General features: G+C 61.3%; 19 protein-coding genes. 11 read left to right on the forward strand and 8 right to left on the reverse strand.

What is annotated here, in order from left to right; translation table 11 throughout:
- Position 1: 1 nt before the first annotated feature.
- Positions 2–769 (forward strand): ABC transporter ATP-binding protein, encoded by a 768-nt coding sequence (locus L8I05_RS04545; RefSeq protein ID WP_242167339.1) that lies wholly within the window; start codon positions 2–4, stop codon positions 767–769.
- A 12-nt stretch (positions 770–781) separates the two neighbouring features.
- Positions 782–2,176, forward strand: a complete 1,395-nt coding sequence (locus tag L8I05_RS04550; protein WP_242167340.1) for an FAD/NAD(P)-binding protein — start codon at positions 782–784, stop codon at positions 2,174–2,176.
- A gap of 245 nt (positions 2,177–2,421) precedes the next feature.
- Here L8I05_RS04550 and L8I05_RS04555 read toward each other — a convergent pair whose 3' ends face one another.
- From L8I05_RS04555 to L8I05_RS04570, 4 genes are read right to left on the reverse strand one after another with little or no spacing between them, the layout of a single operon-like run.
- On the reverse strand, positions 2,422–3,669 hold the full coding sequence (locus L8I05_RS04555; RefSeq protein WP_242167341.1) for an HlyD family efflux transporter periplasmic adaptor subunit: 1,248 nt from the start codon (positions 3,667–3,669) through the stop codon (positions 2,422–2,424).
- Positions 3,659–5,137 carry a TolC family protein gene (locus L8I05_RS04560; RefSeq protein WP_242167342.1) on the reverse strand — a complete coding sequence of 493 codons (1,479 nt, stop codon included), beginning with the start codon at positions 5,135–5,137 and terminating at the stop codon, positions 3,659–3,661. The genes L8I05_RS04555 and L8I05_RS04560 overlap by 11 nt, the downstream gene beginning before the upstream one ends.
- The gene (locus tag L8I05_RS04565; protein ID WP_242167480.1) at positions 5,130–6,329 is read right to left on the reverse strand and encodes an ABC transporter permease; all 1,200 of its coding nucleotides are present in this window, start codon (positions 6,327–6,329) and stop codon (positions 5,130–5,132) included. The genes L8I05_RS04560 and L8I05_RS04565 overlap by 8 nt, the downstream gene beginning before the upstream one ends.
- On the reverse strand, positions 6,326–7,033 hold the full coding sequence (locus L8I05_RS04570) for an ABC transporter ATP-binding protein (RefSeq protein WP_242167343.1): 708 nt from the start codon (positions 7,031–7,033) through the stop codon (positions 6,326–6,328). Before L8I05_RS04570 ends, L8I05_RS04565 begins: the two co-directional genes overlap by 4 nt.
- Positions 7,034–7,390: 357 nt before the next feature.
- On the opposite strand from L8I05_RS04570, the gene L8I05_RS04575 reads away from it, so the two are divergent.
- Both L8I05_RS04575 and L8I05_RS04580 read left to right on the forward strand, forming a co-directional pair.
- Positions 7,391–8,143, forward strand: coding sequence for a TetR/AcrR family transcriptional regulator (locus tag L8I05_RS04575; protein ID WP_242167344.1), 753 nt, complete (start codon positions 7,391–7,393; stop codon positions 8,141–8,143).
- A 307-nt stretch (positions 8,144–8,450) separates the two neighbouring features.
- Positions 8,451–12,263 (forward strand): Ig-like domain-containing protein, encoded by a 3,813-nt coding sequence (locus tag L8I05_RS04580; RefSeq protein ID WP_242167345.1) that lies wholly within the window; start codon positions 8,451–8,453, stop codon positions 12,261–12,263.
- A gap of 80 nt (positions 12,264–12,343) precedes the next feature.
- Here the strand turns inward: L8I05_RS04580 and L8I05_RS04585 are convergent, their stop codons facing one another.
- A complete protein-coding gene (locus L8I05_RS04585; protein ID WP_177019181.1) occupies positions 12,344–13,405 on the reverse strand; it encodes an FUSC family protein in 1,062 nt (353 codons plus the stop codon).
- Between the two features lie 37 nt (positions 13,406–13,442).
- Positions 13,443–15,059: an NADP-dependent glyceraldehyde-3-phosphate dehydrogenase gene (locus L8I05_RS04590; RefSeq protein ID WP_242167346.1), complete on the reverse strand. Its 1,617-nt coding sequence runs from the start codon at positions 15,057–15,059 to the stop codon at positions 13,443–13,445.
- 148 nt (positions 15,060–15,207) lie between these two features.
- On the opposite strand from L8I05_RS04590, the gene L8I05_RS04595 reads away from it, so the two are divergent.
- The gene (locus tag L8I05_RS04595) at positions 15,208–16,083 is read left to right on the forward strand and encodes a Dyp-type peroxidase (RefSeq protein ID WP_242167347.1); all 876 of its coding nucleotides are present in this window, start codon (positions 15,208–15,210) and stop codon (positions 16,081–16,083) included.
- Between the two features lie 39 nt (positions 16,084–16,122).
- Here the strand turns inward: L8I05_RS04595 and L8I05_RS04600 are convergent, their stop codons facing one another.
- Entirely contained in the window at positions 16,123–16,569 is a 447-nt protein-coding gene (locus L8I05_RS04600) for a transcriptional regulator (RefSeq protein WP_242167348.1), read from the reverse strand.
- 36 nt (positions 16,570–16,605) lie between these two features.
- Positions 16,606–19,449, reverse strand: coding sequence for a type III effector HrpK domain-containing protein (locus tag L8I05_RS04605; RefSeq protein WP_242167349.1), 2,844 nt, complete (start codon positions 19,447–19,449; stop codon positions 16,606–16,608).
- Between the two features lie 601 nt (positions 19,450–20,050).
- On the opposite strand from L8I05_RS04605, the gene L8I05_RS04610 reads away from it, so the two are divergent.
- From L8I05_RS04610 to L8I05_RS04635, 6 genes are all read left to right on the forward strand, one after another.
- Positions 20,051–20,212 carry a hypothetical protein gene (locus L8I05_RS04610; protein ID WP_016969018.1) on the forward strand — a complete coding sequence of 54 codons (162 nt, stop codon included), beginning with the start codon at positions 20,051–20,053 and terminating at the stop codon, positions 20,210–20,212.
- A gap of 100 nt (positions 20,213–20,312) precedes the next feature.
- The gene (locus L8I05_RS04615; RefSeq protein WP_242167350.1) at positions 20,313–21,200 is read left to right on the forward strand and encodes an FHA domain-containing protein; all 888 of its coding nucleotides are present in this window, start codon (positions 20,313–20,315) and stop codon (positions 21,198–21,200) included.
- 151 nt (positions 21,201–21,351) lie between these two features.
- Positions 21,352–21,708: a hypothetical protein gene (locus tag L8I05_RS04620; RefSeq protein WP_159957617.1), complete on the forward strand. Its 357-nt coding sequence runs from the start codon at positions 21,352–21,354 to the stop codon at positions 21,706–21,708.
- Positions 21,705–22,043 carry a type III secretion protein gene (locus tag L8I05_RS04625; RefSeq protein WP_242167481.1) on the forward strand — a complete coding sequence of 113 codons (339 nt, stop codon included), beginning with the start codon at positions 21,705–21,707 and terminating at the stop codon, positions 22,041–22,043. The genes L8I05_RS04620 and L8I05_RS04625 overlap by 4 nt, the downstream gene beginning before the upstream one ends.
- Complete coding sequence (gene sctV / locus L8I05_RS04630) at positions 22,040–24,178, forward strand: type III secretion system export apparatus subunit SctV (RefSeq protein ID WP_242167351.1); 2,139 nt, start codon at positions 22,040–22,042, stop codon at positions 24,176–24,178. The genes L8I05_RS04625 and sctV overlap by 4 nt, the downstream gene beginning before the upstream one ends.
- Positions 24,175–25,455, forward strand: coding sequence for a type II and III secretion system protein family protein (locus tag L8I05_RS04635; RefSeq protein ID WP_242167352.1), 1,281 nt, complete (start codon positions 24,175–24,177; stop codon positions 25,453–25,455). The genes sctV and L8I05_RS04635 overlap by 4 nt, the downstream gene beginning before the upstream one ends.
- Positions 25,456–25,467 lie beyond the last annotated feature (12 nt).

Consider the following 25,467-nt stretch of genomic DNA (forward strand, 5'->3'; position numbering starts at 1 on the left):
CATGAGCCAAGCCGCCGCTGAAACTGCGCAGCCGTCGCTGCTGACGGTCAACGACATCGAAGTGATCTACGACGGCGCGATCCTGGCGGTGGCCGGGGTGTCCTTGAAGGTGCCCAAGGGCGCCATCGTCGCCTTGCTCGGCGCCAATGGCGCGGGCAAAAGCACCACGCTCAAGGCGATTTCGGGGCTGGTGCGTGCCGAGCGGGCCGAGGTCAGCCGGGGTGTAATTACGTATGCCGGGCGCGATGTGGCCGGCATCGACCCCAGCCGGCGCGTGCGCCAGGGCATGGTTCATGTGCTGGAAGGTCGGCATGTGTTCGGCCAACTGACGGTGGAGGACAACCTGCGCAGCGGCGGCTTTGTGCGGCGCCTGAGCCGCAAGGCCATGGAGCACGACCTGGAACGCATCTACGCCTGGTTCCCACGGCTCAAGACCAAGCGCCACACCCGCGCGGGGCTGACGTCGGGCGGCGAGCAGCAAATGGTCGCGATTGGCCGGGCGCTGATGACTCGCCCGACCTTGGTGCTGCTCGACGAGCCGTCGATGGGGTTGGCGCCGATGATTGTGCAGGAGATTTTCGAGATCATCGCGCAGCTCAACCGTGAGCAGCAGGTGAGCTTTTTGATCGCCGAACAGAACATCAACGTCGCGCTCAACTATGCGTCCCAGGGCTACGTGCTGGATACTGGACGAGTGGTGTTGAATGGCAGTGCAACTGAGCTGCTGGCGCGTGGCGATTTGCATGATATTTATCTGGGTAAACAGTAAGGGCGAACGTGCATGACTGAATCCATCCGCAACGCTGATGTATTGATCATCGGCGGCGGCCTGAGCGGCACGATGTTGGCCGTGCAACTGCTGCGCCAGCCCGGGCAGCGGCACATCCTGGTGATTGAACCGCGCGCCGAACTCGGGCGCGGCGAGGCCTACAGCGCCGTTGAGCTGGGCCACACCTTGAACGGTAACGCCGCGCGCATGAGCGTCGACCCGGACAACGCCGATGACCTGACCCAATGGCTCACCGACTACATCGGCGCCGGTGGTTGGCCGGAATCGGATCAGCAGCATGTGCCGATCAGTGAATTGTTCCCGCCGCGCGGAATTTTTGGCGTGTACGCGCAGCAGCGGCTGGCCGAAGCCAAGGCGCTGTCGATATCCACCGTCGAGCATGTGCGTGGCGAAGTGGTCGACCTGCAAGTGGACGACGCAGCCACATTGCTCACCCTCGATAACGGCCAGCAACTGCGCGGCACTTACGCGGTGCTGGCCACCGGCATGTTCCCGGCGGCGCGTACACCGCAGACCGAGTCCAGCGGTTTGAACGCCGCCGCAGTGGACCCGTGGGATGTGCAGGCCATGACTCACATCGACCCGCAGTCGACGGTGCTGATCATCGGTTCCGGGCTGACCATGGTCGATGCCGTGGTGTCGCTGGAGCAGGCGGGCCATCGTGGGCCCATCGAGATTTTCTCGCGACACGGTCTGTTGCCGCATGTGCGTCGGCAGCCGCCAAGCTGGGAAGACTTTCTCGCCGCCGACCACAGCCTGCGCAGCCCACGGCAACTGCTGCGCGAGGTGCGCCGCCAATGCCGGATCGCACAGGCCCAGTGCATCGATTGGCAGGCGCCGCTGGACACCGTGCGCGCGCACATCGGCCGCCTGTGGAGCCAGGCCGACGAGCGCGAGAAGCGCCAGTTCGTGCGTCATGTACGGCCGTGGTGGGAGAGCCATCATCACCGTTCGCCGCCGTTGAGTGCGCAGTTGGTGGCGCGGTTGCAGGCCGATGGCAGGTTGCGGATTCAGGCGGCGTCGTTCAAGGGGTTGGTGGCGTCGGACGCTGGCGTGACTATTCGCTTGCGGCGTCGTGGTGAGCAGGCGGTGACGCAGGTGTCGGGCGCGGCGCTGATCAATTCCAGCGGTATCGAATACGACTGGCGCCGCGTGGCCAGGCCGTTGCCGCAGCAGTTGCTCAAGCGTGGGTTGATCCGGCCGGGGCCGTTGGCGTTGGGGATTGCGGCGGATGTGTCGGGGGCGGTGGTGGATGCTGAGGGCAATGTCAGCCCGCGCCTGTTTGCCATGGGGCCGCCGTTGCGGGGGATGTGGTGGGAGAGTACGGCGGTGACCGATGTGGCGATTCAAGCCAAGGCGTTGGCGGTGAAGCTGACAAAAAACTAATGTGGGAGCTGGCTTGCCTGCGATAGCGGCCTCTCAGGCAACCCAAATCTACCTGACACCCTCCATTCCAAATGTGGGAGCGGGCTTGCCCGCGAATGCGGTTTGTCAGTCAATTCATCTGTCACTGACCCTCCGCATTCGCGAGCAAGCCCGCTCCCACAATTAGTCCGAGTTCGGCCGTCAGTATTCTGTGCTCTGCTTTTCTGTGGGATCCGACAAGCCAGCTCCCACAGTTAATCAGCATTTCAGCCGCCAATCTTCACGAAGCCAGGCTTCAGCCCAAACACTTCCACCCCCTGCGCGGTCGACTGCCCGGTGGTGACCTTCACCCGTTCCACTGGCTTATCCATCGCCTCGCGGTATTCGACCGTTTTGTCCGCCTGGATCGCCTGGCTCGGCACTACAATCGCCTGCTCATTGTTGTACGTGACAATGGTCAACCGCGCACTCATCCCCAGCCGCACCCGCTGCAATTGCTGCGGCGTCAGCTTGGGTATCGACAAGGTCACCGGAAATTGCGCGCTGCCCTGGCTGTCGCTGGCTATCGCCAAGCCACTGACCACGCTCACGGACCCGGTCAGCCGTTCACCGTCGAAGCCATCGCCCATCACTTCCACCGCCTGGCCCTGGTGCAACTGGTTGATGTCCAGCTCCGACACTTTGGCGACGATTTTCAATCGCTCGATGTTCGCCAGGCCAAACAGCACCTGGCCCTGGCTGACTTTGCTGCCGGCCTGCACCGGTGCATTGGTGTTGCCGGCGCCTTGGGGCGAGCTGTTGCTGCCGGGCGCGGGCACCACGATGCCGGAGAACGGCGCCTTGACTTCCTTGCCCTCCAGCAGCGTGTGCAGGGCGTCGTATTTCACCGTGGCGTTGGTCAGTTCCATATCGGCGATCTGCCGGTATTCGCCTTGGCCTTGATCCAGCGCTTGCTGCAGTTCGCTGCGGGCGGAGGCGAGGTCGAGTTGCTGTTGCTGGGTCTGTTGCTTGAGATCGTCCAGTTCATTGCGCGGGATGATGCCGCGCTTGAACAGGTTTTCGCTCTCGGTGAGTTTGCGCTGGGTGTTGCCGGCGGTCATTTCGGCGGTGCGCAGGCTGCGGCGCGCGCGGCTGACGGCGGGGCTGCTGTTCCAGTCCTGCATTTCCTGCACGGTGCGACGAGCCTTGAGCAGGACGGACAGCGCATCGCGCAGTTGCACTTCGAGGGTGGACGGGTCCATGCGCAGCAGCACCTGGCCAGCCTCGACGCGCTGGCCTTGCTCCACCAGATTGGCCAGCACGTTGCCGTCGAACGGCGCCGTGAGGATGAGGGTGGTGTCGGGTTCGATCTTGCCCACCAGGCCGATCTGGTGCACCAGCGGGTCAGGCTTGACGGCCAGCCATTGCGTGGTCGCGGTGGCCTGGCCGGTCGCCGGGCTGCGCAGGGCAATGCCGGTGCCCGCCAACAGCACGACGAGCAAGGCACCCAGCAGGTATTTTTTGTTAGTAGTCATTGAGGGCGATTTCCCAACTTTCCAGCGTCATGCCCAGCGTCAAGTCGAGCTGGGTCTGGGCGTTCAAATAAGCGATCAGCGCATTGAGCCGCGAATTTTCGGCGTTGCGCAGGTCGGTCTCGAAACTCAGTACCTGGAAGTTGGTGGAGCGCCCGGCGCTGAGTTTTTCCCGCTCGATCTCGATCTTGCGCCGCGACAGTTCCACCGCACGTTGGGCGATTTCATATTGGCGCCAACGCGTGCCGAGGTCGCGCACCACGTCATTGACGCTGCGTTCCAGTTCCTGGCGCGCGTCGGTGATGCGGATCTCCTGATCTTCCACATTGACCCGTGCGCGCACTTCGGCCTGGCGGGTGCTGATGTCGCCGATCGGGATTTGCACCTGCACCCCGGCATAGCTGTTCCACGAGCGGTTATTGCTGCTGCCGTTGTCGTTATTGTAGGCATCGCGAAGCTGGTTGGCCCCGGCCACCAGGTCGACTTGCCAGCGCCCGGAATCCTTGGCGATCACCAGGTTGAGGTCGGCCTGCTGGCTGCCGAGCAGGGCGGCGAGGTATTCCGGTTGCTGGGTCTGCGCCAGGTTGAAGGCCTGACGCTTGTCGATGGTCATCGGCCTGGCCTCCAGGGCCTCGCTGGCGCGGATTGGCGTCGACAGGTCCAGGGCCAGCAGGCGCAGCAGCGCCAGGCGGCTGGTATCGAGTTGGTTCTGGGCTTCTTCCACGCCGAGCTGCTGGGTGGCGATGTCGGCCTCGGTCTGCACGATTTCGAACTCGGCCATGCGCCCGGCACTGATCAAGGCCTTGTTGACTTCCAGCAAGGTGCCGGAACGTTTGAGCGCATCCTGGACGATGCTCAATTGCTCCTGGGCGCGCAGCAGTTCGCGGTAGGTGGCGATGATCTGGCTGATGGTCTGCGCCACGGTGGCCTTGAGGTTCAGGCGGTTGGCCTGCTCCGACAAGCGTGACAGGCGCAACGGCGCGGTGGTGGCGTCCCAGCCGGCACCCCGCATCAGCGGCTGGATAAGTGCCAGGTCGAGGCCGTCGCTGCGGTAGCGGCCGGCGCGGTCGGCGTTGTTCAGTTGCTGGGTCCAGGCCATGCTCAGGCGGGTGCCGTATTCGCCGAGCAAGGTGGCGTTCGGCGCCAGGTTGGCATTGCGGGAGTTATCCGCGGTACCGCGACTTTGGCGGTAATAACTGTTGAGGGTGAGCTTGGGGTTGAAGGTGTCTTCGGCCACGCGCAGGTCGAATTTTTGTGCAACGCGTTGCAGGTACGCGCTGCGGATCGCCGGGTTGTTGCGCAAGCCCAGGTACACCGCATCGCCCAGGGTCATGTTGGTGGCCTGGGCTTTGAGCGAGACACTGCGGTCATAACCGCTGCGGGTGGTGCTGGGGGCCGAAGGGTTGATCACCACGTCGGCGGCCATAGCCGGCAGGCTCGCGAAAATCAGTAGCAGCGGCCATTTATTCATCACGCAAGGCCTCCACTGGCTGCAGCCGTGAGGCCGACACCGCCGGGTAGATGCCAAAGAACAAGCCGACCAGCAGCGTGCTGCCCACCCCCAACGGCAGCGCGGCGGCGGCCAGGGCGAATTCCCAGCCCGACAGCCAGGCGTAGAACCAGGCGGCGGTCATGCCCAGCACCGCGCCGCAGAGTGCGCCGACGGCGGTCAGGGTCACGGCTTCGAGCAGGAACAGGTTGCGGATATCGCGCTGGCGCGCACCCAGGGCCATGCGGATACCGATCTCACGGCGGCGCTCCGAGACATTCATCAGCATCACGTTCATTACGCCGACGCCGCCGCCCACCAGCGAGATCGCGCCCAGGGCCAGCAGCAAGTAGGCGAATGTGCGGCTTTGCCGGGTCATGCCATCAATCATTTGCTGGGGCACCTGGATATCGACATCGTGGTCGGTGAGCTGGATTTTCAGGGCGATGGCGGTGTCGCGGGCGATCTGCTCCATGTCCTCGCCGGGCGCGGCGCGGATAATCACGTTGCCGATCTGCGGCGCGAGGTAGATGCGGCGCATGCCTTCGGCGGGGATAAACAGCGATTCGTTGGCCTGCACCGGCATCAGCATGGCGCGCGGTTGGTTGTGCAAGATGCCCACCACCAGGAACAGGTAATCGTTGATGCGGATGCGGTCGCCCAGCCGCAGCGGGTCGCCGGGCGCGCCCAGGGCTTGGGCGACTTGGTCGCCAATCACGCCGTAGGTTTCGCCGGCGTCGAAACTCGACAGAAAGCGCCCCTCGCGCACGGCCAGGCGCATGGCGTCCTTGATGTCCGGGGTAGTGCCGACAAAGTTGGCGTTGGCGCTGCGGCCATGGAACACGATGGGCCCGCTGAACAAACTGAGTGCGCCGATATGGGCAATGCCCGGTACGGCTCGGCGCACGGCCTCGAGGTCGAGGCTGGCGCGCATCGGTGTGTTGCCGCTGCCCTTGGGCGGGAACTGGGCGATCAGCGTGTCGGTGCCCATGTCTTTGAAAATCAGCGCCGCATCCACCGCCGCGTTATGGCCGATATTGATCAGCGCCACCACCGACGAACTGCCGATCACGATACCCAGCAACGCCAGGACCGAGCGTTTGCCCAGGGTGCGCAGGCTCACGAATGCTTCGTGCAGCAGTTGGCTCAGGTTCTGCTCGACCCGCAGGCTCATAGGCATCCGACCTCATGCACCACGCCATTGCGCACCAGGATTTTGCGCTCCAGGCGCTCGGCGATATGGGGGTCATGGGTGACGATGATCAGCGTCACTTGCTGCTCGCGGTTGAGGGCCAGGAGCAGGTCCATGATCTCTTGGGCAGTGGTGCTGTCGAGGTTGCCGGTGGGTTCGTCGGCGAGGATCACCGAAGGTTTGCCGACCAGCGCGCGGGCAATGGCCACGCGTTGGCGCTGGCCGCCGGAAAGGTCGGCGGGGCGATGGTGGGCACGCTCGGCCAGGCCGACTTGTTCGAGCATGCGCAACGCCTGCTCCACGGATTCATGGCGTGACACGCCACGGTAACTCAGGGGCAGTGCGACGTTGTCCACGGCACTGAGGCGCGGCAGCAGGTTGAAACTCTGGAACACGAAGCCGATCTGCTGATTGCGGATCGCCGCCAGCTCATCCGGGCTGGCGCTGAAAATATCGTGGCCGGCAAAGTGGTACTGGCCGCAATTGGGCAGGTCCAGCAGGCCGAGAATATTGAGCAGGGTGCTTTTGCCGGAGCCGGAGGCACCCAGAATGCCGCAGCTGTCACCGCGGGCGATGGCCAGGCATACATCGTTAAGAATGGACAGGTGTTGCCCGGCGAGCTGATAGTGCTTGCCGATGCCTTGCAGGGAGATCAAGCCTGGGTGCGCGGGGGTATCTGTCATCATGACTACGCCTGCAGTCTCGACGGTGCCGCTTGCCCCCGGTAAATCTTTGTAACAAGTTCGGGAGCTGGCTGGTACGCGTCACGGACTGGTTTTATTTCTTGTTTTTAAAATATTGTTTGAATAGTAACCGTGTTCAATGCGCTTCGCCAGCCATGGATGTAGAGCGGTTTTACCCCTTGAAACGAATTTTCTGCGGCCGGGTTCGAGCGGCGCCCAAAACCCTCGACTACCCTCGTTACGCCCGGTTATACAGGCTTTTAGAGGGGTAGCGCAGCGGCAGTACTTGCTTTCGAAGGGCTGCCCCGGTATAAAAAATCAAATTATTTTTTAAAACAATATTTCCCCCGTGGAACTCCTATGGTCGCGAAGAAACTCAGCGCTCCAAACGTTACCAAGACTCGATTGCTGGATGCGACAGAGGCTCTCTTCATCAAGTACGGCTACGACGCCGTTCTGCTCCGGCAGATTACCGAGCGCGCCCAGGTGAACCTGGCCGCGGTGAACTACCACTTCGGGGACAAGGACTCCCTGATGAAAACCCTGCTGATGCAGCGCCTGGAGCCGCTCAACGAGCAACGCCTGGAATTGCTCGCGCGCTGTGAAGCCGAAGCCGACGGGCCGCTGGACTGCGACACTTTGCTTGGCGTGCTGTTCGCCCCGGCCATGGGCCTGGAGCGCAGTGACCCGGCCAGCGGGGAAGGGCGCTCGTTCATTCGTTTCCTCGGCCGGGTCTACAGCGACACCTCGCCGTTTATCCAGGAATACCTCAAGGTGCATTACCAGCCGGTGTTCCAGCGTTTTTTCGAAGCCTTCGCCCTGGCCTTGCCGGACTTGCCACGCAATGAGCTGGGCGTACGCCTGCAATTTGCGCTCAAGGCGATTTCCGGGGTAATGGCTGGCACTGAACTGCGCCTGCTGATGAACTCCATGAGCCTGGGCCGCCCGGCCACGGACGCCGAGGTGATGGCCAAGCTGATCACATTGGTATCGGCCGCGATCCGCGTGCCGCAGCAAAGCCCGCAAGCGGAAACCGCTTTGGCCAAGGTGCTGGATACCCAGCGCGCCATTCGTGAGCAGGCGGCGGCGCCTGCCATCAAGGCCGCGCGTTAAGCGCCCTCCCTTAAAAATTCCAGGCAAAAAAAAGCCCGCTGGGGCGGCGGGCTTGATGTGCAACGTTTGTAACGGATGAGGCTTCACCCTACGTCTGTGGATGTGAATAAATCGTGAAAAATATGTAAGAAAAAACGCGGCGACAGGAAAGTTTTGATCGCCGTGGTGGCTGCCAGATTAATCCTACGCACCTACCGCTCGTCGCCACTGTCAATTCTGACAGTAGATTGGGCTGCGCCTCCAGGAGCCTTATTTCCCTTGCCCGTCGCGCCATTCTTGCGCGGCTTATCCCTGCAAGGTGATGGTCATGTCCACTGTTCCTACTCCGCCCTATGACTTACTTAAACCCACGCCTTCGTCGCCTGCTCAGATTCAACTGAGAACGCCGATTGACCCTGATGATCCCGATGGGCCTGAAGAACCCGACTTTCCTCGCAAACCCCTCTATCGAGAAGATGCCCTCTGGGGCGTCGGCCACGCAAGCATGCAGAAGGATCTGCTCTTTATCAGGGTAGTGGCCTGGTCTGATCTCGCCATGGGCGACTACTTCGAAGTTGTTATCAAAGACCAGAAAGACCCAAAAGCCTTTGATTACGTTCGAGAAGTGAAAAGTGAATACTTTTTGACGGTCAAAAAGGCGGATTTGCCGGAGGGCGAAGTTCCGATCTTTACCCGGGTGGTTCGCTCCAATGGGCAGGAAAGCCGCACGCACACCCTCTTGGTGTTGATCAAAACGACACTGCCTGGCGGGAAAGATCTGAAGTTTTGGGAAGCCTGGCATAGCGAGTTGAAGCTGTCGCTGGAAGACCTGCCGGAAGAATCCATTATCGATAAAGACATCGTCGCAGCCGGAGTGTGGTGCCTGATTGAAAAATATCCGAACTGCCGCAAGAACGACAAGTTGACCATCAATTGGGGGGGGCAGGAGTTCTATTACACGGTAAGCCCCGAAGACGTCGCCCGCGCTGGACCCATTCGGATTCAAGTCCCTGCTAAGACTATCGCGGATGCCATCCAGGATGGAATCATTGGCGTCGGGTTTACGGTTCAAGATGTGGTCGGGAATCAGCCAGGAGGGAATTACACGTATTCCAAACCCTACAAGGTACGCCTGCAAACGGATAAAAAGCTGTACAAGCCACCCGTCCTCAGAGTGGATGGGGAGCCCACCACCCAAGTCGATTTTGATACTCAACACAACTCCGTATTCATGCTGAAGACCTATGTACCTTTTAACAAGCCAAAGCCCAACCCTCGCCATACGATCACGGTCGTCCTTTCCATTAAGAAGGATGACGACACCTGGGCCGAAGTGCGCTTGAAGGGTGTTCCCGACACTAACGTGGAGGGGGAGGATATCAATGTCCCCAACGACATTATTGCTAAAGCGGCAGGCGGGCAGAAACGCGGGGAAATCCTGGCATGGGTGGAGGTGCACAACGCCAGTGGTACGAAGTTAGGGTCGTCGGCCTACGCCCAGATCTTTGTCGTAGGTACGGCGACCAAGATGCCGGCACCGCTGGTCTCCCCGATGGAAGGCACGTTGATGCCGTTTGATACGGACGCGGCAGCGACAATCCCCAATTATGAGCCGTGGAATCGCATGTGGCGAGAAGACCTGGTGTTGCTACTGGTAAAAGAAGGCGGCAGTAGTGTGATCTATACGGATTCGCGGCTGGCCGGTGAACAAGGCGGTGTGCGCGACGTGCTCAAGGAAGATCTCAAACAGTTTGAAAATAAAGGCCCATTCTCTATTTTTTACCGCGTCAATAACGGCAAGGGCCTCGCGTCGTCCATCCGTCAATCCGAGGTGGTGACGGCCGAGATAGGTGTTCGCGTGATCGATGCGCCTGCACCGATCGTCAAATACAACGTTAACGGCAACCTCGACCCTAAAGACGTAAAACGCTCTGTCATACAGATGTCGTTTCCCTTCATCGGTGCGACCGTTGGCTGCACGATCTTCTGGAACATAGTCGGGGTGGACCCCGAAGCGTCGGACAGCGGCAGCTTCGTTATCGATGCGTCGACCGAAGGGCCGCTTTTGACGCAACTGTGGATTGAGGCAAGCCCTTCGGTCATGCGCCTGAATCTCGACGGCTCGATCCGTTGCAGTTACAGCGTGCAAAAGGAGGGCACAGCGACGATGCCTAAAACATACGTGCGTTCCGAATTGCTTAACCTCACCGTCGGCCCACTGGTGGAGCTTTCGCTGCCCAGGGTGTTGGAGGCCGATAAGGTCTTGCAGGATCAACTTCACCCCAAAGACGTAATGAATGGCGCCACCCTGGAGGGGACTATCACCAATCTGCGCCCCACTGACGAGGTTATTTTCCGGTGGGAGGGGGAGTTTGGCATCAGCATCACTGAGGTGACCGTTAATGGCGATTCCAAGGGGAAAGTTAAAGCCGTTATTCCACCCGACATCATTGCGTTGGCCATTCGTGAAAGAGGCAACTTTATTACCGTGGACTACCGTTTTACCCGCGGGCAAATCACGTACCGATCCAAACCCTTGAAGATCAAGTTGCTGCTCGTCACTGCGCTGCCGGCGCCGACGCTCAACAAGATTGAGAACGGTGTATTTCCGTTGCTGGCACTGGGGAATGAAGCGAAGATCCACGTGCCCAAGTGGATTATGATTCAAAAAGACCAACGGATGTTTTTGACGATCAAAGGCACGTTGAACGATGGCTCGGCACTTGATGAGGTCATCTACTCTGCTGACAAGGTCACCGAGGAAGAAGTTGCCAACGGGGTGAACGTGCTTGGGCCGGTGGAGCAACTGCGCAACCTCAAGGCTGACTCGATCTTGAGCCTTATTTTCGGCGTCAGTTTTGCGCAACGGGATGAGGCGCAGACGCAGGTGCCGTTTGCCAAGTGTGAGTATCATGTCCAGGCTGTTCCGGCGACGCTGCCGGCCCCGGCCTTCGACGCCAATACAGGGCCGACGCTGAATGTCTCAGGCCTGGGCTATAAGCAAGGGACCAATGTGCTGGTGGCGTACTCCGGTATGACGACGGCGCAGGACATCACCCTCGAAATGATGCTATCGGACGGTACCTTCGCTTTTACTGCACTGAAAGGGCTGAGCGGCGGGCGAGTAACCTTCGCCTTGACGCCGCGATTTATCGCCCAGTGTGTGGGTAAAACGCTCACCTTGCGCTACAAGGTGACAACGGGAACCAAAGTTGTCTGGTCAGACACCCAGATTGTCAAAGTTAGCCCTATTTCCGCAGAGTATTTCCCACAGGCATTGATCAATAAGATCGCGGACAATGGTGCCGTTAACCTGGCGACCTTCGGCGCTGACCCTACCTTGACGCTGCCTATATGGATTTTGATATTTGCCGGTCAGCGGGTATGGATTACCCTGCGCAGCTTGGGCGTTGCGCAGTTGAATGTGCTGGCGAACTATGTGGTAACGGACACTGATGTAACGAAAGGACTGCAAAATATACCGGTTTCGAGAGCCTGGCTGGAGGCGTTACCCGCTAATCGCACGGTGGTGGTGGAAGTCGGGGTCGCATTGGATGGCAGTGACAAAGAAGAAAACAAGCAGCCGTTTAAATCAACGACCTATACGATTTCGGGGCAGTTGAAAATTGATCAAAATTATATGTACTTGAATGGCGTTTCTATAAAAGGGTTGCCTCTGGGAAGAACGGGTGCGGATTCAGTAGCGAATACTCAATACCGGCAAGCCAGTGGCGGTGCCGGCGGTTACACGTATGCCTCAAATAACCCACGAGTGGCTTCAGTGGACGCAGGCGGGAAAGTGACCGGTAACGCGAACGGGACCGCCATAATTACCGTGACCGATAAGAACTTAACAAAAGTTTCCTACTATGTATGGGTATCCAATATTTATCGGTTTGTGTTTAATAATGGCCAACTAACGGCCGACGAGGCGTTGGCGTGGACTTACAGTGTTCCTCAATGGGCGCTTATGAACGATTCTGCGCTCTACGATGTGCAACGCTGTTACGTGAATTCCTGGTCTTATATAACTAACCGTTGGGCGGGCCGTGGATGGACATATTTTCAATACAACGCGGGCGTCTATATCAGGGACGGGCGTGAGAGGTGGCCAGTGATGTGCTTGCAATCCGTCTACTGACGTTGGAATGAGAGGGTGGTTTGAGTAACAAAAAAGGGGCAGCACTATTTGAATATAGGCTGTCCCTTTTTACTGCTGACTCAAATCTTCCAATGCCTCGCCGTCTTCGCCAACCGCTGGCGCATCCCATCCACATTCCCCGCCAGTTGCAACGTCAACAACCGATACCCATCCAACGCACTCTGCACCGGCGCGTCCAGCACGGCTTCATCCATCGCATTTGCAGCAGGCCGTTCCAGCCGCTCGGTAAACCCTGATTTCAACGCGCGTGCCATCCCCACCAATTGCACGCGAATCTGTCGATGCTCGGCCTTCAACATCACCTGCATCCGTGCCATGGCCTGCTCGTCCCGAGGGTCGGGGCGCGTATTGCCGAGAATCTCCAGGGTGCTGATGCACATGCGCAAGTGCCGTTGGATCGCGTCCAACTCGGTCATGGAAATGCGCACTTCCTTGGACACCGATGGCATCAACGAACGCAGTTGCAGCATTGCCGCGTTCAAGCGGTTGAGCAGTTTGAAGTGTTCGTCGTCGGTGACCGACTGGCCGTTGATGATCCGGCTGTAAATCGCGGCGCAGTCGCGCAGCGCGCTGGCCAGGTTGTAGCGCCACGAATACACGGCATAGAGCGGCAGGGCAAAGGAGAAGGCCAGGGCCAGGACGATGCCGATGAGGATATCGACGGTGCGCCACAAGCCATCCGAGATCGGGTTGTCGCCGTGACCGGCGACGATAAACACCGTGATCGCCGACAGCAGCGCGATGTAACCGCCCTTGCCGATGGCGTGATAGGAAAAGAACCCGCACACCACTGACATCAACAGGTAGGTCAACAACGGCTGGCCGAAATACGCTTGTTGCACCACCAGCAGCAAGCCGACGCTGGCGCCGATCAACGTGCCGTAGGCGCGCTCCACGGCTTTTTTGCCGATATTGCCGTGGTGCTGCAAGCCGCCGATCACGATCAGCATGGTCACCGAGGCCCACTCACCGTGGGGCAGGTTGATGCCGGTGGTCAGCAGGATCGTCGCCAGCAGGCCGATGGACACGCGTACCGCGTGGATCAGCTTGGCATGGCGATAGCGGCGGTACGGGTCGAGCAATGGGCGCAGCAGGCGCCGGGCGAAGAAGGGCAGGTTCATCGGGAGTAAAATGGCCTCGGTAGTCAGGGCAAAACCTTTAGAAAATATAGTCAGTGGTCAAAAAGCTCGAATCGCGATTGCGCAGGATATCGCTGACCAGTGCCTTGTTGCTCTCCTGGAATTTGGTCGCCACCAACGTGCGGATCGAGAACACGCGCAATGCGTCATGTACCGACAGCGTGCCTTCTGCCGAGTTCTTGCGCCCGTTGAAGGGGAAGGTGTCCGGGCCGCGCTGGCACTGGGCGTTGATATTGATACGGCCGACCTGGTTGGCAAATACATCCACCAGGCGCCCGACTTCCACGGCGTTGGTGCCGAAGATACTCAGTTGCTGGCCGAAATCCGAATCCAGCACGTAGTCGATCACGGTCTCCAGGTCACGGTAGGGCACGATCGGCACCACCGGGCCGAACTGTTCCTCGTGGTACACGCGCATCTGCGGGTTCACCGGGTACAGCACCGCCGGGTAGAAGAACGAACCACGGCTGGTGGCGCCATTCGCATTCACCACCTGGGCGCCATGCTGCGCCGCATCCGCCACCAACGCGTTGAGGTAATCGACCTTGCCGACTTCCGGCAGCGGCGTCAGTGAGACGCCGTCTTCCCATGGCATGCCGGGTTTCAGTGTGGCCAGTTTGGTGTTGAATTTTTCGATAAAGCTGTCGACCACATCTTCATGCACAAACAGGATTTTCAACGCGGTGCAGCGCTGGCCATTGAACGACAGCGAGCCGGTGACGGCTTCGTTGACCGCATTGTCCAGGTCCACCTCGGGCAGCACGATGCCGGGGTTTTTCGCATCCAGGCCCAATGCCGCGCGCAAGCGATGTGGTTTGGGATGCAGCTTTTTCAAATCGCTGGCGGCCTTGTTGGTGCCGATAAACGCGAAAATATCGATCTTGCCGCTGGCCATCAACGCGCTGACGGTTTCGCGACCGCTGCCGTAGATCACGTTGATCACCCCGGCCGGGAAGCTGTCGCGGAACGCTTCCAGCAATGGGCGAATCAACAGCACCCCGAGCTTGGCCGGCTTGAACACCACGGTGTTGCCCATGATCAGCGCCGGGATCAGCGTGGTGAAGGTCTCGTTCAGCGGGTAGTTATACGGCCCCATGCACAGCGCCACGCCCAGCGGTACGCGGCGGATTTGCCCGAGGGTGTCCTGTTCCAGTTCAAAGCGGCTGCTGCGGCGGTCGAGTTCCTTGAGCGCATTGATGGTGTCGGTGATGTAGTCGCAGGTGCGGTCGAACTCTTTCTGCGAGTCCTTGAGGTTCTTGCCGATCTCCCACATCAGCAGCTTCACGACAGCATCGCGCTGTTCGCGCATGCGCCGCAAAAAGGCTTCCACATGCTGGATGCGTTCGGCCACGCGCATCGTCGGCCATTCGCCTTGGCCACGGTCGTAGGCGCGCACGGCGGCGTCTAGGGCGGTGAGGGCCGTGTCGGCGTCCAGCAGCGGCGTGCTGCCGATATGCACGCGCTCATCACCGATTTGCACCGGGCTCAGCACTTGGGCCAACGGGCCGTTCCACACCTGTAACTGGCCATCGACCAGGTAATCACGCTGTTCAATCGGCGCCGCGAGGCGAAATTGCTCGGGAATATCGGCGGCGGATGTGGGAAACAGCTGGTCGAGCAGGTTACTGGTGGTCATGTCGCTACCCCTGGAATAGTTGCAAAACATGACTAGAGAGTCACCCAACAACCGGCTCTATGGCAAGGCTTGTGCGCTTTCTTGTACACATTGCTGTGTGCGCCACGCTCGTCGGAGTAAACTGCGCGGCTTTTCAGAAGGAGTTCACATGAGTCAGTACCAGCCGGGCATTCTTGCCGCACCGGTGCCGTTGCAGGCACGCCATCTGTTTTTTGCCGTCGAGTCCCTGGCAGCCGTGCCCGCCGCGTTGGACGCGCTGGTGCAGTTGGTGGATTCGGCCGCGGTGGTCGGTTTTGGTGAGTCGCTGGTAACCGCACTCGGCGCCCAGGTCGAAGGGCTGCGTGCATTCCCCGCCGTCAGCGGGCCGGGTGCGCATAACCCGTCCACCCAGCAGGCGCTGTGGGTATGGCTGCATGGTGTGGATCGGGGTGAGCTGCTGTTACGCAGCCGTGCGTTTGAAAAAGCCCTGGCCCCGGCCTTTCGCCTGGTGCAGATGACCGAAGGCTTTCGCTACAAGACCGGCTTCGACCTGACCGACTACGAAGACGGCACTGAAAACCCCCACGACGATGCCGCCGTCGACGCCGCGATGACCGACAGCGGTGCCAGCTTTGCCGCGATCCAGCAATGGCAGCACGACCTCGACGGTTTTGCCGCGCTGCCCGCACAAGAGCGTGACCACATCATCGGCCGCCGCCATGGCGATAACGAAGAACTGGACGACGCGCCTGAATCAGCCCACACCAAGCGTACCGCCCAGGAAAGTTTCACACCGGAAGCCTTCGTGGTGCGCCGCTCCATGCCATGGGCCGAGAACGGCCAGGCGGGGTTGATGTTCCTGGCGTTCGGGCATTCCTTTGATGCGTTTGAAGCGCAGTTGCGGCGCATGAGCGGGTTGGAGGATGGGATTGTCGATGGGTTGTATCGCATCAGTACGCCGTTGACGGGCGGGTATTACTGGTGCCCGCCGTTGAAAGATGGGCATTTGGATTTGGGTGCGATCACTGTTTCGCCGCCTCTCTAAACCTGTGGGAGCAGGCAAGCCAGCTCCCACATTAGCCGGTCAGCTGTTCTGCATGCCCAGCTGCGCAAACATCGGCATCATCCCGGCGCCTCGGCAATGGCGGCAGCCGTACACGCCGAGTATCACCGGCTCTTTGACCACCGGCACGGGCGCGCGCTCGACCCACGTCGGCGCGACAAACCGGTAGCCCTGGCCCGGCGCCGTGGCGATGTAGAACGACTCATCGTCGCCCAGGGCCCGGCGCAGGGTCTTGATTTGCGTGCGCAGGTTGCATTCTTCCACCACGGTTTTCGGCCAGGCGATGGCGAGCAAGCGGTTTTTTTCCAGCAGTTCACCCGGCCGCGAGGCGAGGGCGATCAGCAAGGTCAGGGCGCGGCTGCCGAGGGCCACGGGTTGCCCGTGCTTGAGCAGCAAGTGACGTTGGGGCAGCAGTTGGAAGGGGCCGAAGTGGATACTTGAAGCCGTGTCATCGGTGAAATACGTCATGTCGTAGAACCTTTAGGCGGTGAAAGCTTAATCCGGTCAGGTGTTGATGGCCGGGATCGGGTCGGCCGGGTAATCGCCATCCATGGTCGGGCCACCGGTCAAACCGTATTGCTGCAGCACTGGCGCGAGCTGGCCGTAGAACGCGTCTTGCGCCTTGCCGTGAGCATCCGCCAGGGCGAACGGCAGGAAGGCGCTGCCGATACCGCCGAGTATCGCCGTGGCCCCGCCGAGAATGCCGCTGATGGTGCCGGCCACGGCGCCGATTTCAGTCGCGCCATACAACCCGGCCCCGGCCTCAACCAGGCCGGCGACGGCCGCGCCCGTGCCGAGCACGCCGGTGGCCACCGAAAAACTGCCGGTGAGGTAGTCACCTTTTTTCAAGGAGTCGACACCGCCGATAATCCCGATCACGCCGCCGATAATCCCACCGGCCGAACCGATGATCTTGCCGGCGGCACCGATATCGGCGATCTGCTGGGCTGACAGCGGGCCTTTGCCCACCGGCACCTTGCCGGGGAAATCACCGATGGTGCCGCCGTCCGGGCGGTTGACCCAGGTCACGCCGTAGCCGGCTTCCTTGGCGTACTTGGTGCCGCCTTCCAGCAACAGGCCGGCGAATTGCAGGCCTGCCGAGACACGGTTGGCATCTGCCACCGGCGTGTTGCTGCCATTGGCCGAACGCGCCATCAGCACGCCGCTCATCAACACCGCGCTGCCGATGTGCAGCAGGCCTTGCTTGAACGCCGGGCTGACATCACCGAACTTCATGCCTTCGATTGCCTTGGGCAGGGCGTCGGCGATCTTGTTGCCCTGGCGGCCGATGTCCCACACCGAACGCAGCATCGACACCACTTGGGCCGGGTCGATCTTGCCGCCATCGGAGGTGACGAACATCTGCGGGTCTTTCTGCTGCGCGTCGTTGATCGCGGCGGTGACTTTGGCCTCGTCAAAGTTGCCCTTGCCATCGCCCAGCGTGACGTTGAGGGTGTCGGTGGTGGCGCCGCCGAGCAGGGCGTCGCTGAGGTTTTCGTTGAAGTTGACCTGCAAGGTTGCCGCGTCATCCGCCGTGGCCTTGTTACCCAGGAAAGCCTGGGCCGACGCGGTGCTGGCGGCGAAACTGCTGGCCGCCACCGTCGGGTCCATGCCACCGGCCACGGCGTCGGTGAAGGCTTTGCCGGTGACCAGTTGGTTCTTGTAGTAGCTCTGGATCGCGTCACTTTGCCCGGCATTCGCGGCGATTTTGCTCAGGTCGACATGGCCGTTGCCGCCCAGCGCCAGGTTGGCGATGGTCGCGTCGTTGGCAGCGTTCTGCAGGCCCATGCCCATGTCGATCTGCTTGCCGTTCTGGTCCTTGGCGTTGAGGTTATCGTTGAGGTTCTTGCCCGACTCGATGCCGTCGGCCACGTAGTTCTGCATCGCGACTTTCATGGTCGGGTCGCTGCCGACGATATCGCTCAACGCCTGGCCGCGATTGTTCTGCAAAAAGCTCTGCACATCCGGGTCGGCCGACAGGGTCTCGATGCCGCTTTGCAACTGCGCCTTGATCTTGTCTTCGTTGGGGTTCAGGCCCCAGTTCGGCGAGGTGTACTTGTCCATCAAGCCTTCGTTGCCGACGTAATCGCTGACCAGCAGGCGCGTTTGCGCGTCGGTCAGTTGCACCATCACCGCAGCTTTTTGTTCGCCGCTGTAGTTCTGTGGGTTGGCCAGGATGTCGGCGGTCAGCTTCGAGGTGTCCACGCCCGCGACCGCATCGCGGGTGGCGGCGCCGTCGAGGAAGGTCAGGGTGTCGCTGTCGGTTTTCGGCGCCTGTTTTTCCAGCCACGCGCCGATGTTGTCGCGGGTGCCGATGGTGTCGGATTTGCCGGTGGCGGGGTTGTCGCCACCGGTTTCCAAGGCGTGGAACATGCCGGGTTTCGACCACATGGCCGCAGCACCCGTCAGCTCATTGCTCAAGGCCGAATCACTGCCCAGCGCCTCAAGGTTGTCGGGGCGAATCATGCCGTCGTTGCTGCGCTGGTTGTCACCGGGGCGCATCACCGTGCCGGAGCTTGCGACCAGGCTTTCGTTGGCCATCACGATAGCGGCGGACTTGGCGTTGGCGGTTGCCAGGTCGCCGGGCTTGCTGCCCATGAAAATGCCGAAGGATTTCGACGCCGCGCCAAGGTCCTTGTTGGCGTTGTCGATAAAGTGATCGACGTCGGAGTGGGTGATCACATTGTCGGCTTTACCGCGCCCGCCACTGTCCAGCGCCGCCATCAGGTTCGGGCTGCTGGCCACGTATTTGAGCACCGCCTGCGCCTCGGGTGGCAAGGTGGTGGGCGGGTTGGCGAAGTCGATCGGCGCGCCGTGCAGGCCCCACGCGTCCCAGTTCTGCGAGAGCAGCTGCGCGGCGGCGCGCGGGCGGTTCAGGTCGAGTTCTTCCTTGGTGGGCGTGCCGCTGGTGTTGCCGGTGATGGTGTCCCAGTCCTTGGCACCGGAGACGCCAAACGACGCGTTGTCGATCCACGACGTGTCCGAGGCGCCAGCTGCGCCGGCGTCGGCCTCGGTGTAGCCGGCGGCTTTGCTGTCGGCGAGGTTTTTTTCGAAGCTGGCATCGTTCTGTTGCCTGTTGTACTGGTCGACCAGTGTTTCGAAGAGGCGCGGGTTGTCGATCTGCTTGAGCGTCACCGGTTTGTCGCTGCCCAGCGGCGTATAGGTGATGGTGTTGTTCACCGGTGCTTGCACATTCTGATAGGGCAGGGGGATCGAAGGACCACGGATCTTGGACGGGTCAAACGTCGGCTGGTTGACAGCCGTGAACAGCGCGGTTTCGAATTTTTTCTGCGCGCCGTCTGTGCCTGGGGTTTGCGCCGGGTCACGACTACTTGGGATCGCTGGCATAAATGATCACCTGGAAGTTCTTGCCTATATCAGGGCCTGCGCACGCAGGGTGTTAGCTATTAGTGCAACTGCACTAACTAATGGCGCAGGAAATTAGTTGTTAACGCGCATTAAGGTCGCTTGCGCCGAGCTATAAAACGCGATGATCAAGTCGCTTTTGTTACAAATGGAAATATCTGCAAAGTTGGGCAAAGGGCTATTAGCGAAAAATGTGAAGTGGTCGCGAAAATAGTTGCCGGATAAGCTCGGAACGATCGCTCGCAGGGGCGCAGAGTGTTCAGCGAGGTTCCAGGTGAGGCCAGGAAAGCCCTGTAAACATTGGACTTGGCCATGTTTGGTTTTTTCGGAAAAAGTTCAACGCCCTCAACTGCATGAGTTTTTCTCAACGCCAGGTTGAGCCAAACCTTTCACACCCGGTAGCCGAAACGTTTCACAAGCTTTCACAGCGAAGGCGTTTTGATCGTGAGTAGTATGGCTGCCATGCAAACCAACGACGGTTCGAAGGCTCACTGTCTGACGTTTTGGGCATTCACCGGTTTGCATACTTTCAGCTTGCTGTTGCGCAACTGAATAACTTCCCTATCGATGCAAGGAGATGAACATGGCTGATGTCCCACCAGTAAAAGCCGGCGGCGCCGACGACGCTATCGCGAAGATGGAAGCGACCTTCAACATGGCTATCGAGAAGTCGGCCAAGATCACTGAAATCAGCACCGCGAAAAAAGCGGAACTCGACGCCACCAAACAGCGTCCGCAGAACTGATTCGCCAAAACGGGCGGCGCCGGCGCTGCCCGTTTACCTGAGTACTTTTACCTCCTGATTGTTGACCCCGCTGCACATGCTCAAGGGGGCAAACCCGAACATGACAGCCTTGATTTCTTTAGGCCCGGTCGCCGGTATTGGCGCACCGACCTTGACTGTGACCGGCGGTTTGCACCAGGGCAGTTCCCTGGTGCTCGACCAGCCCGTCTATACCCTCGGCGCAGACCTTGCGGCCGACCTGGTACTCAGTGATCCCGGCATCGCCGGCTTGCACCTGCGCCTGCGTTTTGAGGGCGACCAGGTGGCGGTCGAGGCCTTGGGCGGCGATGTGCTGCTCAGTGGCAATGTGCGTATTCCCCACGGCAGCGGCCATCGCGCGCGCTTGCCGGTGCAATTGCGCCTCGGCGCGGCGGGCGTGAGCCTGGCTTTACCGGAAGGGGCGCAAAAACCTTCGGACGCGAGGCGCCCATTTACCCCCTGGAGTGTCGCGATCGTCCTGCTGTTTTTGTGTGCGGGGGCCTTGGCGGTGCGTAACGACGCACCAATAGCCCAAACTGCCGTGACAGCAGCAGATGTTCCGGTGCTGAAAAAACCGCCCCGTGAACTCGCCAAAGCCTGGCTGGAGCAGCAACTCCAGGCCGCCCATCTGGACGCAATAAAGGTCACTAACGCCAACGGCCAACTCAGCGCTGTGGGCAGCTTCGAACAGTCGCAAAAACCCCAGTGGCTGGCCCTGCAACAAGCCTTCGATCAGCGCTACGGCCAACAAATCGTCCTCAACCCCCGCGTCGCCGTGCGCGCCGACGCCGCGCGACCACGCGTGCGCTTCCAGGCCGTGTGGTTCGGCACCCACCCCTACGTGATCAACGACAGCGGCAAACGCCTGTACCCCGGCGCAGCCCTGGCGGACAACTGGGTGCTGGAGCGCATCGAGAACAACCAAGTGATCCTCGCCCGCGGCGAAGAACGCTTCACCTTCACCCTATGAGCTGCGCCATGGCACACACCCAGATGATCGTCCCCACGCTCTGCGTGGGAATGCCGCCCCGGACGCTCCGCGTCCTGACGTCAGCGCACGGTGACGCGGAGCGTCACACCCTGCATTCCCACGCAGAGCGTGGGAACGATCAGGCCCGCGCATGAAAGTCGAACCCCGCCCGCTCATCCCCAGCGACGTGCGCAGCGCGCCCGTCGAAGCCGTTCGCCCGGTCAACTCACGCCAGGCCACTGCCTTCGAAGCGGTGCTGAAAACCCGCAAGACCCAAACCCGCCGCTCGCTGCGCAGTGACCTCGAAGAACTCACCAGCGCCGCCGGCGTCGACTCGCTGCTGTTCGGCAGCGCCCGCTCCCTGGAACTGTTGGAACACGTGATGGAACACATCTTGCCAAGCCTCGACGCCGAGCCCGAAATCAAGGAACTGGCCCACGACCTGATCAGCGAAGAGATCGAAATGCGCCGCACCCTCGAACAGCAACGCTCGGAGGTACATGCCTGATGGCCCGCGATAACGACGACGCCGTGCAACTGCTCAAGGGCATTGGCGAGCTGTACCGGCGCAATGGCCAGTCCCAGCGAGCGCTGGTGATGTTGCTGATTGCCGTCAGTGTCGCGCCAGAAGACGCCGTGTTGCTGCGCTCGCTGGTGCTGGCCTTTACCGACAGCGGCGACGCCACCCGCGCCCTCGGTGCCCTCGACCGCTTGGTGGCGCTGGAAGGTGAGTCCGCCAGCCTGTTGCTGCTGCGCGCCCGCGCGCTGTGGTACGGCGAGCGCAAGGACGAAGCGCGCCAATGCTTCAAACGCTACCTGGCCGCACGCAGGGCCAGCGCATGAGTGCACTCAACCGCCTGAACAACCTGGCGCGCATGGCGGCGCAGCGCACCGACGTGATCATCGTCGCGTTCATGCTCATGGCAATTGTGATGATGATCATCCCGCTGCCCACTTACCTGGTGGACATGCTGATCGGCCTCAACATTGCCCTGAGCATCCTGATTCTGATCGTCGCGTTCTACATCGGCCATTCGGTGGAGTTCTCCGCGTTGCCGCCGCTGATCCTGCTCAGCACCCTGTTTCGCTTGTCGCTGTCGATCACCACCACCCGCTTGATCCTGCTGCACGGCGACGCCGGGCATATCGTCAAGGCCTTCGGTGACTTCGTCATCGCCGGCCAGGTGGTGGTCGGCATGGTGGTGTTCCTGATCATCACCGTGGCGCAGTTCGTGGTGATCACCAAGGGCGCCGAACGCGTGGCGGAAGTGGCCGCGCGCTTCACCCTCGACGCCATGCCCGGCAAGCAGATGAGCATCGACAACGACCTGCGCAACGGTGATATCGACCAGGCCGAAGCGCGCCGCCGCCGTTCGCGCCTGGAGCGTGAAAGCCAGATGTTCGGCGCGATGGACGGCGCGATGAAGTTCGTCAAAGGCGACGCCATTGCAGGTTTAGTCATCCTCGCGGTCAACCTGCTCGGCGGCATGCTGATTGGCATGATCGAGCGCGACATGCCATTCGGTGTGGCGGTGCACACCTACTCGCTGCTGACCGTGGGCGACGGCCTGATCGCACAGATCCCGGCGCTGCTGATTTCGGTGGCGGCAGGCACTGTGGTCACCCGCGTCAACAGCGACGGTGAAGCCGGTGACCTGGGCAGCGAGATCATCAAGCAGTTGGGCGCCAGCTACCGCGCGCTGGGCCTGACCGCATTGATCATGATCGGCGTCAGCTTGTTGCCGGGCTTCCCGACCTGGGTGTTCCTCGGCTTGTCCGCCGCCTTCGGTGGTGCGGCGTTCGTGATGTATCGCCGGCACACGCGCCAGCCCCAAGTCGAGCCTGAAGCCTTGGTCGAGGCACCGGAACCGGTGGTCGAAGTGCAGGCCGAGCTGGATGACAACCTGCTGCCCGATACCCGCGTGCTGCTGACCATCGGCAGCGGCCTGTCCCAAAGCGCGCCGCGCCAGTTGCTGCGCCAGCGTGTCGAAGCGCTGTGCCACGACATTCGTACCGACCTCGGCGTGGATGTGCCGGTGCCGGGCATCTACATGGAACCCAAGGCGCCGCCGGGCGGTTTCCGCGTGTCGCTGGAAGGCGTGCCGGTGAGCGAAGGCGAGTTGCCGATCAACTGTCTGTTGCTGCAGGACGATCCGGTGCATGTGCAGCTGCTGGACATCGCCACCGTGCAAGCCGATTCGCCGCTCAATGGCCGCAACGCCCACTGGATCGAGCGCCAGCACGAAGAGACGTTGCGCAACGCCGGCATCGGTTTCCTGCTGCCCGATGAGGTCTTGCGCGCTGTGCTGGAACGCAGCTTGCGCCGTTATGCCGCCGACTTCCTCGGCATCCAGGAAACCCGCCTGTTGCTCGAACGCACCGAAGCCACCTACGGCGAGCTGGTCAAAGAAGCCTTGCGCCTGGTGCCCTTGCAACGGGTTGCCGAAACCCTGCGCCTGTTGGTCGGCGAAGGTGTATCGATCCGCAACCAGCGCGCCTTGCTCGAAGCCATGGTGGAGTGGGGCGCCCGCGAGACCGATGCCGGGCGCCTGGCCGAACACTTGCGCGCCGCGTTGGCGCGGCAGATCAGCCATCAATACGCCGACCGTAACCGGGTGATCGGCGCGCTGGTGCTGGCGCCCGGCCTGGAAGATCAGTTGCGCGCGTCCCTGCGTCGCCAGGAACCGCAGCGCGAAGTGATCCCCGAAGACGTCAGCCGCGCCTTGCTCGCGCAACTGCGCCAGGCCTGTGAGAACACCCGCGAAGTCAACAGCGCGGTATTGCTGGTGCACCCGGAATTGCGCCGCAGCCTGCGTCGCCTGGTACTGCGCGGCGAGCTGGAACTGGCGGTGCTGTCGTTCCGCGAGCTGGCCACCGAATACAACCTGCAAGCGCTGGTGACCATCAGCCTCTCCGATATCTCTAACCGCCGCGCACCTGCCGCGGCTTCCGTCACTACCCTGGCGTCTGCCTCATGATGCGTTTTTGTGTGTTGTTGCTGGCTCTGGTCAGTTGTGCAAGTCAGGCTCAGGAAATTGCCAATGGGGCGGGGGGCTCGATCAATCTGGCGTCCGGCGAAGGGCGTATTTTGCATTTTGTCGCGCCGGTGGAGTCGGTGCTGGTGGCCGAGCCCAACGTCGCTGACCTGCAAGTGGTGTCGCCCGGCACGCTGTATATCTTCGGCAAGGCGCCGGGCAACACCAGCCTGATCGCCCTCGGTAATGACGGCAAACAACTCGCCAGCCTGACCTTGTCGGTCAGCAGCGGCACCCAGGCGGTGACGGCGCCGATGCAGGAACTGCACCCCGGCAATGGCGCGCAAATCACCGGCGCCGGCAACCGCCTGATCGCCAAGGGCACTGTCGGTTCAGTGGCCGAAGCGACCGACCTCAACGCGCTGCTCAACCCGCAGGGCCAAGGTTTCCAAAGCGCAATCAACACCACCGAATACGCCGGCGCCGCCCAGGTCAACCTGCGTGTGCGCTTTGCCGAAGTGTCGCGGTCCGAGTTGCTGCACTACGGCGTGAACTGGAACGCGATGTTCAACAACGGCACCTTCTCGTTCGGGCTGATTACCGGCGGTGGCCTGGCGGCTGCCACGGCGGGGGGCTTGGCGTCGGCGGGCACCGGCTCGGGCAATGTGAATATCGACGGCATGCTCGACGCACTGCAAGCCAACGGTGTGTTGCAGATACTGGCCGAGCCGAACATCACCGCCATGACCGGCCAGACTGCCAGCTTCCTCGCCGGCGGCGAAGTGGCGATCCCGGTGCCGGTCAACCGTGACCTGGTGGGCATCGAATACAAGTCGTTCGGCGTGTCGCTGCTGTTCAACCCGACGCTGTTGCCCAACGGCCGCATCGCCCTGCAAGTGCGCCCCGAAGTCAGCAGCGTGGTCAGCGGCGGCACCGTGGATTTCGGCAATTTCCATGTGCCGTCCTTCAGCGTGCGCCGCGCGGATACGCGGGTTGAAGTGGGCAGCGGGCAGACCTTCGCCATCGCCGGGCTGTTCCAGCGTGAGAGCAGCCAGGACATCGAAAAACTGCCGTTGCTGGGCGACTTGCCGATCCTCGGCAACCTGTTTCGCTCCAAGCGTTTCCAGCGTAACGAAACCGAGTTGGTGATCCTGATTACGCCGTATCTGGTGGAGCCGGTGCGCAGCCGCAGCCTTGCCACACCGTTGGACGCACAGCCGGCTACCGCCGCAGCCACCGGTCCGCGCAGCGGCGGGGCGTTCGGTTTCTACATGAATTGATGAGGGGGCCTG

The sequence above is a fragment of the Pseudomonas sp. MONT-RG-20F-20-E-7-02 genome, assembly GCF_022662395.1.
In the GTDB taxonomy this organism is placed as follows: Bacteria; Pseudomonadota; Gammaproteobacteria; order Pseudomonadales; family Pseudomonadaceae; genus Aquipseudomonas.